Raw genomic sequence first — 16,821 nt, forward strand, 5'->3', positions numbered from 1 at the left:
TCCTTGTTCAGATCGGGTAGGCGGGCGCTTCGCCCTTGACGGTCAGCCACTGCCACTGGGTGAACTCGTCGATGTTGGACGGCCCCCCGATGCTGGTGCCGTTGCCGGACGCGCCCACGCCGCCGAACGGGTTGATCACTTCATCGTTCACGGTCTGGTCGTTGATGTGCAGCAGGCCGGTGCGCAGGCGTTCGCCCAGCTTCAGCGCGCGGCCCACGTTGCTGGACACAATCGCCATCGACAGGCCGTACTCGCTGTCGTTGGCCAGTTCCACGGCCTCGTCGTCGGTGTCGAACGGCACCACCACCGCCACCGGCGCGAAGATTTCTTCGTGGAAGGCCGGGTTGTCGCGGCCCACGTCACTGAGCACGGTCGGCTCGAAGAACAGGTCCTGGTAGCTGCCGCCGGTGGCCAGCGTGGCACCGGCGGCCTGCGCATCGGCCACGATCTTTGCGGCATGGTCACGCTGCTGGGCATTGATCAGCGGGCCGATCGCCACATCGCCGGTGGCCGGGTTGCCGACCTTGAGCGACTTCGCCTTGGCCACCAGCTTTTCCAGGAAGCGCGGGTAGAGGCTGCGCTGGACCAGCACGCGACCGGTGGCCATGCAGATCTGGCCCTGGTGCAGGTACACGCCCCAGGCGGTATTGGCGATGGCCAGGTCGATGTCGGCGTCGTCCAGGATGATCAGCGAGTTCTTGCCGCCCAGCTCCAGCGACACCTTCTTGAGGTGCTTGCCGGCCGCTTCACCCACCTTGCGCCCGGCCCCGGTGGACCCGGTGAACTGGATCATCGCGATGTTGGGGTCGCTGGTCAGCGCGGCACCGGCGGCACCGTCACCGGGTAGCACGTGCAGCAGACCGGCCGGCAACCCGGCCAGTTCGAACAGCCGTGCAATCACGAAGCCACCGCATACCGCCGTGCGCGGGTCGGGCTTGAGTACCACCGCATTGCCCAGCGCCAGCGCCGGGGCGACCGCGCGCATGGCCAGGTACAGCGGGAAGTTGAAGGGGGCGATCACGCCCACCACGCCCAGCGGGCGGCGGCGTGCCAGGTTCAGGCGACCGGGTTCGGACGGCAGCACTTCGCCGATGCTGCGCGACGGCAGCGCGGCCGCTTCATGCAGCGCCTTGGTGTTCACCTTGGCCTCGAAGCCGGCCTTGAGCCGGGTCGAACCGCTCTCGCGGACCAGCCACTCCACGATCTCATCGTTGTACTGCTCGGCCAGCTGGGCGGCCCGGCGCAGCACCTGGGCGCGGGTTTCGTAGGGTGCGGCCGCCCAGTCGCGCTGGGCGGTGGCGGCGGTGCCGGCGGCGGCGGCAATGCCGGCCGGGTCGGTCATCGCGATCTGGCCCAGCGCGGTGCCGGTGGCCGGTTCGATCACGTCCTGGGCGCTGGCGCCGGACTGCCACTGGCCGTCGAACAGCTTGCCGGACCACAGCGCGGTGGGGAGGAATTCCGAGGTTGCATGCATCTGTTGGCTCCTTTGGACGAAGCACGGCCGTATGGCCGTCTTCTGCACATGGTTCACCCTGGCATTGGATACCTGCCGCGCCGCACTGCCTATTGGCCGTTCGCGGGAAACGCGCAAGCCCCTGCCGGTAAAGGGATTTCAAGCATGCCCGGTGTCCAGTTAATGGACAGTGGTGTGCATGGCAACGGCGCCACCACGCGTGCGTGCGGCCATGCGCCGTACAATCGCCTGCCCAGCCCGCGATATCGCCCGCCATGAATGAGCACGCCTTCACCGACGACAGCGCCCCGGACGGCACCGACTTCATCGCCGAGACCCGGACCTGGCTGGAGCAGATCGTGATCGGGCTGAACCTGTGCCCGTTCGCCAAGGCCGTCTACGTGAAAAACCAGGTACGTTTCGTGCTCAGCGATGCGACCACGCCCGAAGCGCTGGTGGAAGAGCTGGCCGAGGAGTTGCTGCGACTGCGCGACACCTCGCCGGAAGAGACCGACACCACGCTGATCGTGCACCCGTACGTGCTGACCGATTTCCTGGACTACAACGATTTCCTCGACAACGCCGATGCGGCGATCGAGGCGCTGGACCTGCAGGGCATCCTGCAGGTGGCCAGCTTCCACCCGCAGTACCAGTTCGAAGGCGTGGCACCGGACGATGTGAGCAACTACACCAACCGCTCGCCCTACCCGACCCTGCACCTGCTGCGCGAAGACAGCGTGGAACGCGCGGTCGCTGCGTTCCCGGACCCGGACGTGATCGTGGAGCGCAACATCGAGACGCTGGACAAGCTGGGCGTGGAAGGCTGGACCCGCCTGCTGGGGCGCAAGGACAACTCGCGATGCCACTGACGCCGTCGATCACCGACTGGGCTACGCAGCCGCTGCGCGACCGCGTGGTGATCGTCACCGGCGGTGCGCAGGGCGTGGGCCGCGGCATCGCGCAGGCGGTGCTGGGCGCCGGCGGCAGCGTGATGATTGCCGACCTGGATGCGGAGGCCGGCAAGGCCTGCCTGAAAGAGTGGGCGCTGCCCGAACGCGCGGCGTTCCAGCGCGCGGACGTGGCCCGCGAGCGTAGCGTGCAGGCGCTGGTCAAAGCGGCGCTGACGCGTTTTGGGCGCATCGATGGGCTGGTCAACAATGCCGGCATCGCCGCGGCGCATGGCACCCCGTTGGCGCAGATGCCGCTGGACGAATGGCAGCGCCGGTTGTCGAGCCTGCATGGGGCGTTCCTGTGCAGCAAGCACGCGCTGCCGGCCCTGCGCGAGCATGGTGGGGCCATCCTCAACATCGCCTCCACCCGCGCCGGGCAGTCCGAAGCGGACAGCGAGGCCTATGCGGCGGCCAAGGGCGGGCTGGTGGCCTTCACCCATGCGCTGGCCATCAGCGAAGGCCCGGCCGTGCGGGTGAACAGCATCAGCCCCGGCTGGATCACCACCGACGCCTGGCAGGCCCCGGCGCGACGACGCACACCGAAGCTGTCGCGCCGCGATCACGCCCAGCACCCGGTGGGCCGCGTGGGCCAGCCGGAAGACATCGGTGCGTTGGCGGTGTTCCTGTTGTCGGCGTTGTCCGGTTTCATCACCGGCCAGGACCATGTGGTGGATGGCGGCATGACCCGGAAGATGATCTACGCCGAATGACGGCGGGGGGCGAATCGACCAACGGTCGGTACGCGCGCACGACGCATGACCACGACGCCCGGTAGTGCCGGCCGCTGGCCGGCTCTGCACCATGCCGCCGGTACAGGGCGTGATGCATTCCGGGGAGCCGGCCAGCGGCCGGCACTACCTGGTGCGTGGAGCCGGCCAGCGGCCGGCACTACCGGGGTTGCGCTAGATGCATTGCGATGATGACGGCCACCGGGCCAGGATCACGCCATGCCGTTATGGCGCAGCAGCGCGTCCACGTTCGGTGCACGGCCGCGGAAGGCGGCGAAGTTTTCCGCGGCACTGCGGCTGCCACCGCGCGACAGTACTTCGTCGCGGAAGCGCTTGCCGGTTTCAGCCACCTGGTCCGGGGCCTCTTCAAACGCGGCGTAGGCATCGGCACTGAGCACTTCGGCCCACTTGTAACTGTAGTAACCGGCGGCATACCCGCCGGCGAAGATGTGGCTGAACTGATGCGGGAAGCGGTTCCATGCCGGCGGCCGGTTCACCGCCACCTCGTCGCGCACGCGTTCCAGCAGCTGCAGCACGGTGTCCTGCACCGGGTCGAAGCTGCTGTGCAGCTGCATGTCGAACAGCGCGAACTCCAGCTGGCGCACGGTGAACATGCCGCTCTGGAAGTTGCGCGCGGCCAGCATGCGGTCGAACAACGCGCGCGGCAACGGTTCACCGCTGTCCACGTGCGCGGTCATGGCCTGCACGCGCGCCCACTCCCAGCAGAAGTTCTCCATGAACTGGCTGGGCAGCTCCACCGCGTCCCATTCCACGCCATTGATGCCGGCCACGCCGAGCTCGCCGATGCGGGTGAGCAGTTGGTGCAGGCCATGGCCCATTTCGTGGAACAGGGTGGTCACGTCGCTATGGCTGAAGGTGGCCGGCGCGCCGTCGGTGCCCTTGCCGAAGTTGCACACCAGGTACACCAACGGCGTCTGCACGCCCTGGGCGGTATCACGGCGGTTGCGGCAGTCATCCATCCACGCGCCACCGCGCTTGCCCTCGCGCGCGTACAAGTCCAGGTAGAACTGGCCGACCAGCGCGCCCTGCGCATCCACCAAGCGGAAGAAGCGCACATCCGGGTGCCACACCGGCGCGCTGTCGGGCTGCACCTGCAGGCCGTACAGACCTTCGATCACACCGAACAGGCCGGCCAGCACCTTCGGCTCGGTGAAGTACTGCTTCACCTCCTGCTCGGAATAGCTGTAACGAGCCTGCTTGAGCTTCTCGCTGGCAAACCCGAGGTCCCACGCTTCCAGCGCGGGCAGGCCGAGTTCGTCGCGGGCGAAGGCATCCAGTTCGGTCCGGTCGCGCTGCGCGTGCGGCTTGGCGCGCGCGGCCAGGTCACGCAGGAAGCCGAGCACCTGGTCGGCGTCCTCGGCCATCTTGGTGGCGATGGAATACGCGGCGTAGTTGGCAAAGCCAAGCAGCGCGGCCAGTTCCGCGCGCAGGGCCAGCACGCGGTCGATGTTGGCGCTGTTGTCCAGCGCGGCATCGCCGAATTCGGAGGCACGCAGGGCGTTGGCGCGGTACAGGGTTTCGCGCAGCGGGCGGTGCGTGGCGTAGGTCAGCACCGGCAGGTAGCACGGCATCTGCAGGGTCAGCTTCCAGCCGGGCAATCCGTCCTTTTCGGCGGCCACGCGTGCGGATGCGATCACGTCCTCGGGCAGCCCGTCGAGCTCGGCGCGGTCTTCAACGTGCAGCGACCACGCGTCGGTGGCGTCCAGCACGTTCTGCGAGAACTTCGCCGACAGCGCCGACAGCTCTTCCTTGATCGCACTGAAGCGTGCCTTGGCGTCGTCGTCCAGCTCGGCACCGCCCAGGCGGAAATCGCGCAGCGCGTTGTCCAGCACCTTGCGCTGGGCCTCATCAAAACCGGCCGCCTCGGGGGCGGCCGCCAAGCGCCGGTACTGCTCGAACAGCGCCAGGTTCTGGCCCAGCGCACTGCCGAACCGGGTCACCTTGGGCAGAGTGGCGTTGTAGGCCTCGCGCAGTGCCGGCGTGTTGACCACCGCCTGCAGGTGGCCCACCTGGCCCCAGGCGCGCCAGAGGCGTTCGGTGGCATCGTCCAGCGGCACCACGAAGCTGGCCCAGGTGACCGGGCTGACGGTTTCGGCGGCCTTCACCGCGGCTTCGGCGTCGGCCAGCAACGCGTCGATGGCCGGGCCGATGTGCTCGGGCAGGATCGCGTCGAAACGCGGCAGGCCGGAAAAGTCGAGCAGGGGGTTGGTGGGGGTCACAGGCATCTCCAGACAACGGGGCCGCACCGCGGCATTCGCCCACGATATGGCATCGCCCCCACCCCGGCACAAGCCCTGCGCCCGTCCGGCAAGCCGATGTTCACGCGCGGCTGACGGCGCCGGACCGACGCTGAAGGCCCCACCGTGGCGGTCCGGAGCGATCATGGATGATGTCACCCACACCCTGCCGGCCTTCGCGCTGATCGGCACGGCCAGCCACGCCGAACTGGACTGGATTGCCGCGCTGGGCCACCCCGAAGAGCAGGCGCGCCACCGCACGGCCTTGCAGCAGGTGGTGGGACCGCAGCAGGGCCGGCTGCACGAGGACCAGCTCTGGTACCCCTACGAGGTGATCGAACGCGGCGCCGCGCACTATGCGCCGGGCCACGAACGCGAGTTCGTGCTGTGCACGCTGCTGGTCATCCTGGCCGTGCAGGCCGGCCAGCGTCTCGACGTCGACCTGGCCCTGCACTTCGACGACCTCGCGGCCACCTATGAAACGCTGCCACCGGTCCTGCGCGACACCGTGCTGGACGCCTACCAGCGCGTACAAGCATAGAGCCGACCGTTGGTTGGCTGACGTCCCGGCGCGTGCAAGGGGGTAGAGCCGACCGTTGGTCGGCTGACGTCCCGACGCGTGCAAGGGGGTAGAGCCGACCGTTGGTCGGCTGACGTCCCGGCGCGTGCAAGGGGGTAGAGCCGACCGTTGGTCGGCTGACGTCCCGGCGTGGATGCAACATCAGCCGGGCAGAGCCCGGCGCTACGGGCTGAAGGCAAATGCCGCCGTGTGTTGCCCGGCCGCTCGGCTCAGTACAACGCTTCCAACGACACGCACGGCAGCGCCGGCAGCCCCTGCCCCGCCACCGCCGCCGCAATCAGCGCGTCGGACTGCTCCACGTCGATGCCCTGGCGGGGGTACCAGTCCGGGTTGTAATAGCTGTGCGCGTAGCGTTCGCCGCTGTCGCACAGGATGGTCACGATCGAGCCGCTGCGGCCCGCCTTGCGCATCATCTCCGCCGCCTGCAGCACGCCGATGAAGTTGGTGCCGGTCGAGCCGCCCACGCGGCGCCCCAGCTGCCGGCTCACGTGCCGCATCGCAGCCAGGCTCAGCGCGTCGGGCACCTTCACCATCGCATCGACGCTGGTCGGAATGAAGCTGGATTCCACCCGCGGCCGGCCGATGCCTTCCACGCGCGAGCCGCCACTGCAGGTCAGCTCGCGCCACGGCTGCCCGGCCAGGGCCGCGCAATAGCCGTCGTAGAACACCGACACTTCCGGGTCCGCGCACAGGATGCGGGTGTCGTGCCGGCGGTAGCTGACGTAACGGCCCAGCGTGGCCGCGGTGCCGCCGGTGCCCGGGCTGCACACGATCCATTCCGGCACCGGGTGCGGCTCTTCGGCCATCTGCTTGAAGATCGACTCGGCAATGTTGTTGTTGGCGCGCCAGTCGGTGGCCCGCTCGGCGTAGGTGAACTGGTCCATGAAGTGGCCCCCGGTGTCGCGCGCCAGCTTCTCCGAATCGCAGTTCAGGTCGCAGGCACGCTCGACCAGGTGGCAACGGCCGCCATGGAACTCGATCGCCGCGATCTTCTCCGGTGAGGTGGTGGCCGGCATCACCGCGATGAACGGCAGGCCCAGCAGCCGCGCGAAATACGCCTCGGACACCGCCGTGGAGCCGCTGGAGGCCTCGATCACCGGGCGCCCCTCGCGCAGCCAGCCGTTGGCCAGCGCATACAGGAACAGCGAGCGCGCCAGGCGATGCTTGAGGCTGCCGGTGGGGTGGCTGGACTCGTCCTTGAAATACAGGTCGATGCCGGCATGCCCGGGCAGATCCATCGGGATCAGGTGGGTATCGGCCGAACGGTTGAAATCGGCTTCGATCTTGCGGATGGCGGCAGCCACCCATTCACGCTGCGACATGGCCAGGACTGTGCAAGGAGACGCAGCATTCTACGTCGCCTTGCACTCCCCCCGCTAAAATGGGCGCCATGGCCGTGAACCCACGGCCCCCGCTGCCACAGGATTCCCCCCATGAGCGTTGCTTCCCTGCAGTCCCAGCCCGGCGTTGCCGCCCAGCCGCCGGCCGAAACCACCGGTTTCGTGTTCAACCACACCATGCTGCGCGTGAAGGACATTGCCGCCTCGCTGGACTTCTACACCCGCGTGCTCGGCTTCCGCCTGATCGACCAGCGCGACTTCGCCGAAGCGCAGTTCAGCCTGTACTTCCTGGCCCTGCTGCCGGCCGGCACGCAGATCCCCGAGGGCGACGACGCGCGCCGGGTGTGGATGGCCGGCATTCCCGGCGTGCTGGAGCTGACCCACAACCACGGCACCGAAACCCAGGACGGCCCGGTCTACCACGACGGCAACAGCGACCCGCGCGGCTTCGGCCACATCTGCGTGTCGGTGCCGGACATCCAGGCCGCCTGCAAGCGTTTCGATGACCTGCAGGTGCCCTATCAGAAGCGCCTGGAAGACGGCCGCATGAAGCACTTGGCCTTCATCAAGGACCCCGACGGCTACTGGGTGGAGATCATCTCCAACACCCCGATCGCCTGAGAACGGTGCATTCAGCGGTGGGTGCCGGCCGTAGGTCGGCACACCACCGCCCCCGGGTCAGCAACGTGCACGCCGCGCCCATGCGGCGGCCTCGCCCCGGTGGTATACCTGCGCACCTGCCCAAGCCGAGGAGTGCGCATGGAAACCATGGAACTGTACCGGGGTCGCCTGATCGACCACCTGCAACTGGTGGTCAAGGACCTGGCCGCCAGCCGCCGTTTCTACCAGGCAGTGTTCGACAGCATCGGCATCCCCATCGCCGGTGAAGGCGACACCTATTTCTGGGCCGACGAGCTGTTTATATCCACCGCCAGCAGCGAGGCCGCTGCCGGGCAGCTTACCGGCCGCCACCACCTGGCCTTCCAGGCCCGCGACCGTGCCACCGTCGATGCGTTCCACCGCACCGCGTTGGACGCCGGTGGCAAGGACAACGGCGCCCCCGGCGAACGCCCGTACCACCCGGGCTACTACGCCGCGTTCGCGATCGATCCGGACGGCAACAACATCGAAGTGGTCTACCACGGCCCTGCCGACTACAGCGCCGACGCGGTGAAGGTGAGCTTCTCGCAGTAGACCAGCGCCCTGTGCCCGGCACACCGCCCCAGGGCGGGCACGCAACGCGCGCGCCCGCCTCGTGACGGTCCTTGCCCGATCAGCGCGAACACGTACCCTTGCGGGCCATCTTCAACCCGGCCACCTGGCGGCGACCTTCGGCTTCGGGCACCACGTCCAGCTTGGCACCGCCCACGAACACGCCCATCCGGATCGACTGCTGGATGAAGTAGTTGCGGCCCGATTCGGTCTGCACCTTCAGGTCGTTCGGCGAGAACTCCGACTCGGTCGAGAAGGTGTGCTCACGGTCGCCCGGCACCGTGGTGTAGAAGAACACCTTGTCGGCGCTTTCGCCCAGGCATTCGCCGTCGATCCAGATGTCCTTCTTCAGCGCCTTGCCGACGAAGCTGTTGCGGAACACATACACCCCGGCGGTGCCCGCTTCGGGCGTGGGGAAGGTCTTGGCGGTCTCCACCATGCCCTTGTCGGACATCGGCACGCTTGCACAGCCGGACAACAGGGCAATGGCCGCGGCCATCCCCAACAACGAAACCTTGTTCACGTACTGCCCCCTGATGATTGGATGAGAGGCGACGCGGTTCCGGCGGGAAGGCGGCTGGCAATTCCCCGGCGCAACTCCGCACACGAGAGCGTGCTCCCGATGCCGTGCCCGTCCTGGCCAACCTGCGTCCCTGCCGGTGCCAGCGGCACCGGGGCGAAGTCTAGCCGGGAATGTGAAGACCGTGAATGGGCACCTGCGGCGCGTACGGATGAACCGCTCGCGCGCGTTGACGTGAACGCTTCAGGATGCCCCGCGGCCAATCTCACTGGATGAGATCGTCCCTGCTTAGGGTGCCCGCATGGACACCCTGCGCAAGCTCGCCATCCTCGCCGATGCCGCCAAGTACGATGCTTCCTGCGCCTCCAGCGGCGCGGGAAAGCGGAACTCGGTCAAATCCGGTGGCATCGGCAGCACCGAGGGCGCGGGTATCTGTCACAGCTATACCCCGGATGGGCGGTGCGTCTCGCTGCTGAAGATCCTGCTGACCAACTTCTGCATCTACGACTGCGCCTACTGCGTCAACCGGGTGTCCAGCAACGTGCCGCGGGCGCGCTTCAACGTCGCCGAAGTGGTGACGCTTACGCTGGATTTCTACAAGCGCAACTACATCGAGGGCCTGTTCCTCTCCAGCGGCATCATCCGCAACGCCGACTACACCATGGAACGCATGGTGGAGGTGGCGCGCCAGCTGCGCGAGGAACACCGCTTCGCCGGGTACATCCACCTCAAGACCATTCCCGAAGCATCGCCGGAACTGCTGGCCGCCGCGGGGCGCTACGCCGACCGCCTGTCGATCAACATCGAGCTGCCCACCGAGGCCGGGCTGGCCAGCTTTGCGCCGGAGAAGTCCCTGCCCTCCATCCGCGGCGCGATGGGCGAGCTGCGCTGGCGCATCGAAGAAGCCAAGGACGCGCGCAAAGGCGACGCTGCGCCATCGGCAACACCGGCGCCGCGCGTGTCGCGCCCCCGCCCGCCGAAGTTCGCGCCGGCCGGCCAGAGCACGCAGATGATCGTGGGTGCCGACGGCGCCAGCGACCAGCAGATCCTCACTGCGGCCGACAACCTGTACGGCAACTACCGCATGCGCCGGGTGTACTACTCCGCCTTCAGCCCGATCCCCGACGCCAGCCGCATGCTGCCGCTGCAGCCACCGCCGCTGGCGCGCGAACACCGCCTGTACCAAGCCGACTGGCTGCTGCGCTTCTACGGCTACGGCGTGGAAGAAATCACCGATACCACCCAGGGCGGCATGCTCGACCTGGACATCGACCCCAAGATGGCCTGGGCGATCCGGCACCCGGAGCGCTTCCCGGTGGACCTCAACCGCGCGCCGAAGGAACTGCTGCTGCGCGTGCCCGGGCTGGGCGTGCGCAACGTCAAGCGCGTGCTGATGGCGCGCCGCCAGGTGCGCTTGCGGGTGGTCGATGTGGCCCGCCTGCGCGCGCCGATGGCCAAGCTGCTGCCGTTCGTGCAACTGGCCGACCATCACCCCCGCAAGCAGCTGGATGACCCGGCCACGCTGCGCGCGCGGCTGGCCCCCCCGCCCACGCAGGGCTCCCTGTTCGACGCCGTTGCCCCGCACTGAGATGGCACGCTGGAGTGTACGCATCGACCCGCCGTGGTCGCTGGATGCGTGGCGCGATGCCGCGCGCCTGGCGCTGCGCCACGCGGTGTCCCCGGAGCAGCTGGACTGGCTGCACGGCGAGGAGGTCTCGCTGCTGGATGCGCCGCCGTTGCAGGCCATTGAAGCAGTGGCCGATACAGCGCACGACGCACCCACCTATGTGTCCAAGGCGTTCGTCGAGCTGGCCGCCACCTGCCTGTGCCACCGCGACCCGCAGCGGCTGCCGCTGCTGTACCGCATGCTGTGGCGCATCGCCCACGGCGAGCGCGGGCTGCTCGCCACCCCCACCGACCCGGACGTGCTGCGCGCGACGGCGCTGAGCCAGGCGGTGCGCCGCGACACGCACAAAATGAAGGCGTTCGTGCGCTTCCGCGAAGTGCCGGGCGAACAGGACGCCTTCATCGCCTGGTTCGAGCCGGACCACCACATCGTGGATCGCGTCGCGCCGTTCTTCGCACGCCGCTTCACCGGCATGCGCTGGGCGATCCTGACGCCCTCGCGCAGCGTGCGCTGGGACGGCCACGCGCTCACGTTCGGTCCGGGCCAGACGCAGGCCGATGCCCCCACCGAGGATGCACGCGAAGAACTCTGGCGCACCTACTACGCCAACATCTTCAATCCCGCCCGGCTCAACACCCGGATGATGCAGCAGGAGATGCCGACCCGGTACTGGAAGCACCTGCCGGAAGCGACGCTGTTGCCGCAGCTGGTGCGCGATGCAGGCGACCGCGTGCAGGAGATGCACGACCGTACCGCGCAGCCCCCGCAGCGTCGCATTCCCGAACGCAGCATCGCGCTGCGCTCACCGGCCACCGCCAACGGTGATGACCTGGATGCGCTGCGCACGGCTGCGGCAGGCTGCCACCGCTGTCCGTTGTGGGAACCGGCCACGCAGACCGTGTTCGGCGAGGGCCCGCAGAACGCCAGGATCATGCTGGTGGGCGAACAACCCGGCGACGCCGAAGACCTCAGCGGCCACCCGTTCGTGGGGCCGGCGGGTCAACTGCTGGACCGCGCACTGCGTGAACTGGGCATCGACCGCAGCACCCTCTACCTGACCAACGCGGTGAAGCATTTCCGCTTCGAACGCCGCGGCAAGCGGCGCATCCACAGCACGCCGCAGATCACCCACATCAACGCCTGCCGCCCCTGGCTGATGGGCGAGATCGAGAACGTGCGCCCGCAGGTGATCGTGTGCCTGGGCGCCAGCGCGGCAACAGCGGTGTTCGGCGCGGGCTTCACCCTGATGGCGAATCGTGGACGCTGGCACTCGCTCGAAGACGGCACGCGTGCGTTCGCCACCGTGCACCCGGCATGGGTGCTGCGACAGGGCGAGGGTGAGGCGCGGGAAGAGGCGTATCGGGGGCTGGTGGAGGATCTGCGGCGGTTGGTGGAGGCGCGGCGCGACGGTTGATGCACGTGGGCGTTTGGCGGCGGACGCGGCATCGAACGCGTCAGGGGGTTGCCGGCCAGCGGCCGGCACTACTCAGCAAAGCAGGATGAGGTGGCGGGCCAGTGCACCGGCGCCCATCCACACGCCGAGCATCAGCGACAGCCCGACAAAGGCGGCCACAACACGCCAGCCCAGCCGCGCGCCCTTGCTGCGCACGAAGACCCACCCTGCCAACACCGGGCCGCCGACCAGACCCGCGCCCAGCAGCGCCAGCGCCAGCGCCAACCAGCCGATCCATTCCGGCTTGTGGCCGGCTTCAGGGGGGCATTGGGTGGTGGCGTATGCCGCCGGAATCAGCAGCAGGTAGAACAGACCAACAGTGATGCGGCGGGGATGCGTGCCGACGCGGGGTCGGCACCGATCCGCGATGCGATGCGCTGGCGTCAATGCGCCGCCATGTAGATGTCCTGCAGGACCGCCTTCTCAAGCTCCAGCTCGCTGAGCAGGTTCTTGACGATGTCGCCCAGGCTCAGGATGCCGACCAGCTTGGCATCTTCGGTCACCATCAGGTGGCGGTGGCGCGAGTAGGTCATCAGCGCCATCGCCTGCTTCAGCGTTGCGTCCGGGGCGATGCCTTCCAGGCCGGCAGACGGCAAGCTGGCGATCACCCGGCGACCGGCCTGCGGGCCGTCGTCGGCCAGGCTGCGCACGATGTCCTTCTCGGAAATGATCCGCACCGGCGCATCGTCTTTCATCACCACCAGGGCAGCGATCTTGTGCGCGCTCATCTTGTGCGCGGCGGCACCGATGGTGTCCTCGACATCGATGGTGACGATTGCATCTTTCTTGGATTGCAGGAGTTCGCGGACGTTCATTCTTGTTTCCTGTTACAGGTTACTGAAGTCGAGAGGTGCGCCTGGTTGCAGCGAGGGAGGCGGCGCCATGCGTCTGCCCGATCCTCGGTCACTCGATTCTACGACTGCGACTTGGCCCAGGAGTTTGCAAATCTGGGACAGTTCGTCGTCGAAACAGCTGACGACCCCGAGAATGGCACCGCGACTAAAACCGTCGCTGAATGCCGCCGCGGCCCACGACTAAAGTTCCACGCCCCCCTGCCGCCGGTAGAGCCACCCCATGGGTGGCTGCGCGATATCCGACCTACCCGGGGCCAGCCACCCATGGGGTGGCTCTACCGACCAATCCGGCGGCTGCGTCGGCCCAGGATCGAAAACACAGCCACGCATGCCATGGCACAACCGACGCATCCGCGGGGGTAGAGCCACCCCATGGGTGGCTGCCTCCGCCCAAGACCGAAAAGCAGCCATGCACGGCGTGGCGCAACCGACGAACACGGTTACCGGACGCCCACGAAAAAGGGGGCCGCGCGGCCCCCTTCTCCACATCCACAACGCGACGCGCGCGTTTATTCCACCGTTACGCTCTTGGCCAGGTTGCGCGGCTTGTCCACGTCGGTACCGCGCGCCAGTGCCGTGTGGTACGCCAGCAGCTGCACCGGAATGGTGTGCACCACCGGGCTGAGCACGCCGGCGTGGCGCGGGGTGCGGATCACATGCACGCCTTCGGACTCGACGAAGTTGCTGTCCTGGTCGGCGAACACGAACAGTTCGCCACCGCGCGCGCGCACTTCCTGCATGTTGGATTTGACCTTCTCCAGCAGGCTGTCGTTGGGCGCGATCACCACCACCGGCATGTCTTCATCCACCAGCGCCAGCGGGCCATGCTTGAGCTCGCCGGCCGGGTAGGCCTCGGCGTGGATATAGGTGATTTCCTTGAGCTTGAGCGCGCCTTCCAGCGCGATCGGGTAATGCAGGCCGCGGCCCAGGAACAGCGCGCTGCTCTTGCGTGCGAAGCGCTCGGCCCAGGCGGCGATCTGCGGCTCCATGTTCAACGCGTGCTGCACGCTGCCCGGCAGGAAGCGCAGCTGCTCCAGGTACTCCGCTTCCTGCGCGGCATCCACGCGGCCGTGCAGCTTGCCCAGCACCACGGTCAGCTGGAACAGCGCAGCCAGCTGGGTGGTGAAGGCCTTGGTCGAGGCGACGCCGATCTCGGCGCCGGCGCGGGTGTAGCAGACCAGTTCGCTGGCACGCGGAATCGCACTTTCGGGCACGTTGCAGATCGACAGCGTGTGCAGGTGGCCCAGCGACTTGGCGTACTTCAGCGCTTCCATCGTGTCCAGCGTTTCGCCGGACTGGGAGATGGTCACGATCAGGTGCTTGGGGTTGGCATACGCGGCGCGGTAGCGGTACTCGCTGGCGATTTCCACGCTGCACGGCAGGCCGGAAATCGACTCGATCCAGTAACGCGCGGTCAGGCCGGAGTAGTAGCTGGTGCCACAGGCCAGGATCTGCACGCCTTCGATGCCCGACAGCACCGCTTCGGCGTTCTTGCCGAACAGCTCGGCCGGGAACCCGCCGGCGTCGATCGCCGCTTCGATGGTGTCGCCCAGCGCGCGCGGCTGCTCGTGGATTTCCTTCTGCATGAAGTGGCGGTACGGGCCCAGCTCCAGCGAGGCCAGCGACACGTCGGACAGGTGCACGCCGCGGTCGATCGGCTGGTTGTTCTCGTCGAACACCTGCACGCCGTCGCGGCGGATGTCGGCGGTGTCGCCCTCTTCCAGGAAGATCACCCGGCGGGTGGACGACACGATCGCCGAGACGTCCGAGGCCACGAAGTTCTCACCGTCGCCCAGGCCCACCAGCAGCGGGCAGCCCATGCGTGCGCAGACGAAGTGGTCCGGCTCGGCGCGGCTCATCACCGCCAGCGCATAGGCACCGGTCAGCTCCTTGACGGTGCGCTGCAGCGCGGTCAGCAGGCTGTCACCGCCCTTGAGGTGGTGGTGCATCAGGTGCGCGATGACCTCGGTGTCGGTCTGCGACTCGAACACGTAGCCCAGCGCGCGCAGTTTCTCGCGCTGTTCCTCGTGGTTCTCGATGATGCCGTTGTGGACCAGTGCCACGCCGTGGCTGATGTGCGGGTGGGCGTTGGCTTCGGTCACGCCGCCGTGGGTGGCCCAGCGGGTGTGGCCGATACCCAGCAGCGCATCGAAGCCCTCCGCGGCTGCGGCCTTCTCCATCTCGGCCACGCGGCCGGTCCGGCGCACCCGGCGCACGTCGGCCTGGGCAGCGGAGCGGTCGATGACGGCAATGCCGGAGGAGTCGTAGCCGCGATACTCCAGCCGCTTCAGTCCTTCGATGAGTACCGGTACCACGTCGCGATTGGCGATCGCTCCCACAATGCCGCACATAGTTTCTGATCCCTGCCGTTGATGCCTGCATTCTAGCGTGGCGGCCGGGGACGCTTGGCGCCTGTCCGCTTAACGAAAGTGTCCGGGGCACTGTCCGCGGACGCCCGGACACTCCGGCGCCTCATGCAACCCATTGATTTCAATGACTGAAAAGTTGGCACGCGGTGTGCTTTGTACTGGGCAACCCAACCGCGAACGAGCCCGATGATCCGCGACACTTCCGCACAGGACCAGACCCTCTCCGTTGCCGGCACCCCTGCCCCGTGGAAGCGCTGGCTGTGGCCGGGCCTGGCCGCGCTGGTGGTGCTGCTGGCCATCGGCTTTGCCGCCCGTGCCTGGCTCGGCGCCAGCCGTTCCTTCGACAGTGCCCGGGTGCGCGTGGCCGAAGTCACGCGTGGCGACCTGGTCCGGGACATCGCCGCCGACGGCCGGGTGATCGCGGCCAACAGCCCGATCCTGTACGCCATCTCGGCCGGCACCGTGGACCTGAAGGTGGTTGCCGGCGACGTGGTCAAGAAGGGCCAGGAACTGGCGGTGATCGACAGCCCCGAGCTGCGCAGCAAGCTGGCCCAGGAGCAGTCCACCCTGGCGGGCCTGGAAGCCGAAGCCAGCCGCGCCACCCTGGATGCCACCCTGGCGCGCGCCAAGGCGCGCAAGGAAACCGACCAGGCCAGCATCGAGCGCCAGGCCGCCGAACGCGACCTGCAGCGCTACCAGCGCGGCTTCGATGGCGGTGCGGTGCCGCAGATCGACCTGGCCAAGGCCAACGACAGCCTGAAGAAGGCCGACATCCAGCTGGCCAATGCCCAGACCGACGCGCGCCTGCAGGGCCAGGGCGCCGACCTGGACGCACGCAACAAGCACCTGCTGGCCGAACGCCAGAAGGCCGTGGTGGCCGAAGTGCAGCGCCAGGTGGACGCGCTCACCCTGCGCGCGCCGTTCGACGGCCAGGTGGGCCAGGTGCAGGCCACCCAGCACACCAACGTGATCGCCAACGCACCGATCCTGGGCGTGGTCGACCTGTCGCGCTTCGAGATCGAAATCAAGGTGCCGGAAAGCTTCGCCCGCGACCTGGCGATCGGCATCCCGGCGCAGTTGACCAGCGGCAACGGCCAGCCGTTCCCCGGTGAGATCAGCGCGGTGTCCCCGGAGGTGGTGGCCGGCGAGGTGAATGCCCGCATCCGCTTCTCCGACAAGCAGCCGCAGGGCCTGCGCCAGAGCCAGCGGATGCAGGCCCGGGTGGTGCTGGATACGCGCCGCAACGTGCTCAAGATCGAGCGCGGTCCCTTCGTCGAACAAGGCAACGGCCAGGCCTACGTGATGAGCGGCAGCACGGCCGTGCGTCGCCCGGTGAAGCTGGGCGTGAGCAGCCTGGGCGAAGTGGAAATCCTCTCTGGCCTGCAGCCCGGCGATCGCGTCGTGGTGTCTGGCAGCGACCTGTTCGGCGATGCCGAACAGGTGTCCATCAACTGATCCCCCTCCCACCTTCTGAACG

15 protein-coding genes are annotated in these 16,821 nt (G+C 68.1%); 8 read left to right on the plus strand and 7 right to left on the minus strand.

Annotated elements, in window-relative coordinates; genetic code table 11:
* Positions 1-7 precede the first annotated feature (7 nt).
* Positions 8-1,474: a benzaldehyde dehydrogenase gene (locus ABIA71_RS11825; RefSeq protein ID WP_354285355.1), complete on the minus strand. Its 1,467-nt coding sequence runs from the start codon at positions 1,472-1,474 to the stop codon at positions 8-10.
* A 254-nt stretch (positions 1,475-1,728) separates the two neighbouring features.
* Between ABIA71_RS11825 and ABIA71_RS11830 the strand changes: the two genes are divergently transcribed.
* A complete protein-coding gene (locus tag ABIA71_RS11830) occupies positions 1,729-2,322 on the plus strand; it encodes a DUF1415 domain-containing protein (RefSeq protein ID WP_137190420.1) in 594 nt (197 codons plus the stop codon).
* Complete coding sequence (locus tag ABIA71_RS11835; RefSeq protein WP_354285356.1) at positions 2,313-3,113, plus strand: SDR family oxidoreductase; 801 nt, start codon at positions 2,313-2,315, stop codon at positions 3,111-3,113. The genes ABIA71_RS11830 and ABIA71_RS11835 overlap by 10 nt, the downstream gene beginning before the upstream one ends.
* 230 nt (positions 3,114-3,343) lie before the next feature.
* Here ABIA71_RS11835 and ABIA71_RS11840 read toward each other — a convergent pair whose 3' ends face one another.
* Positions 3,344-5,377 (minus strand): M3 family metallopeptidase, encoded by a 2,034-nt coding sequence (locus ABIA71_RS11840; protein WP_354285357.1) that lies wholly within the window; start codon positions 5,375-5,377, stop codon positions 3,344-3,346.
* Positions 5,378-5,534: 157 nt separating this feature from the next.
* On the opposite strand from ABIA71_RS11840, the gene ABIA71_RS11845 reads away from it, so the two are divergent.
* The gene (locus ABIA71_RS11845) at positions 5,535-5,930 is read left to right on the plus strand and encodes a hypothetical protein (RefSeq protein WP_128097931.1); all 396 of its coding nucleotides are present in this window, start codon (positions 5,535-5,537) and stop codon (positions 5,928-5,930) included.
* A 248-nt stretch (positions 5,931-6,178) separates the two neighbouring features.
* Here ABIA71_RS11845 and ABIA71_RS11850 read toward each other — a convergent pair whose 3' ends face one another.
* Complete coding sequence (locus ABIA71_RS11850) at positions 6,179-7,291, minus strand: PLP-dependent cysteine synthase family protein (protein WP_128097930.1); 1,113 nt, start codon at positions 7,289-7,291, stop codon at positions 6,179-6,181.
* 111 nt (positions 7,292-7,402) lie between these two features.
* Here ABIA71_RS11850 and gloA point away from each other — a divergent pair, with 111 nt between their 5' ends.
* Entirely contained in the window at positions 7,403-7,930 is a 528-nt protein-coding gene (gloA, locus tag ABIA71_RS11855; RefSeq protein ID WP_128097929.1) for a lactoylglutathione lyase, read from the plus strand.
* 138 nt (positions 7,931-8,068) lie between these two features.
* On the plus strand, positions 8,069-8,503 hold the full coding sequence (locus ABIA71_RS11860) for a VOC family protein (protein WP_354285358.1): 435 nt from the start codon (positions 8,069-8,071) through the stop codon (positions 8,501-8,503).
* Positions 8,504-8,582: 79 nt separating this feature from the next.
* Here ABIA71_RS11860 and ABIA71_RS11865 read toward each other — a convergent pair whose 3' ends face one another.
* Positions 8,583-9,044, minus strand: a complete 462-nt coding sequence (locus tag ABIA71_RS11865) for a DUF2846 domain-containing protein (RefSeq protein ID WP_235318908.1) — start codon at positions 9,042-9,044, stop codon at positions 8,583-8,585.
* A 298-nt stretch (positions 9,045-9,342) separates the two neighbouring features.
* Here ABIA71_RS11865 and ABIA71_RS11870 point away from each other — a divergent pair, with 298 nt between their 5' ends.
* Positions 9,343-10,629, plus strand: coding sequence for a putative DNA modification/repair radical SAM protein (locus ABIA71_RS11870; protein ID WP_354285359.1), 1,287 nt, complete (start codon positions 9,343-9,345; stop codon positions 10,627-10,629).
* Between the two features lies 1 nt (position 10,630).
* Positions 10,631-12,082, plus strand: coding sequence for a UdgX family uracil-DNA binding protein (locus tag ABIA71_RS11875; protein WP_354285360.1), 1,452 nt, complete (start codon positions 10,631-10,633; stop codon positions 12,080-12,082).
* A gap of 72 nt (positions 12,083-12,154) precedes the next feature.
* On the opposite strand, the gene ABIA71_RS11880 is transcribed toward ABIA71_RS11875, so the two are convergent.
* The 3 genes from ABIA71_RS11880 to glmS all read right to left on the minus strand — a co-directional run bounded on the left by ABIA71_RS11880 (position 12,155) and on the right by glmS (position 15,326).
* Positions 12,155-12,508: a hypothetical protein gene (locus tag ABIA71_RS11880; protein ID WP_354285361.1), complete on the minus strand. Its 354-nt coding sequence runs from the start codon at positions 12,506-12,508 to the stop codon at positions 12,155-12,157.
* Positions 12,505-12,936 carry a CBS domain-containing protein gene (locus ABIA71_RS11885; protein ID WP_038686119.1) on the minus strand — a complete coding sequence of 144 codons (432 nt, stop codon included), beginning with the start codon at positions 12,934-12,936 and terminating at the stop codon, positions 12,505-12,507. Before ABIA71_RS11885 ends, ABIA71_RS11880 begins: the two co-directional genes overlap by 4 nt.
* 548 nt (positions 12,937-13,484) lie before the next feature.
* A complete protein-coding gene (glmS, locus tag ABIA71_RS11890; RefSeq protein ID WP_354285362.1) occupies positions 13,485-15,326 on the minus strand; it encodes a glutamine--fructose-6-phosphate transaminase (isomerizing) in 1,842 nt (613 codons plus the stop codon).
* 204 nt (positions 15,327-15,530) lie between these two features.
* On the opposite strand from glmS, the gene ABIA71_RS11895 reads away from it, so the two are divergent.
* Entirely contained in the window at positions 15,531-16,799 is a 1,269-nt protein-coding gene (locus tag ABIA71_RS11895) for an efflux RND transporter periplasmic adaptor subunit (protein WP_354285363.1), read from the plus strand.
* Positions 16,800-16,821: the final 22 nt, after the last annotated feature.

Source organism: Stenotrophomonas sp. 2619, assembly GCF_040548725.1.
In the GTDB taxonomy this organism is placed as follows: Bacteria; Pseudomonadota; Gammaproteobacteria; order Xanthomonadales; family Xanthomonadaceae; genus Stenotrophomonas; species Stenotrophomonas maltophilia_AP.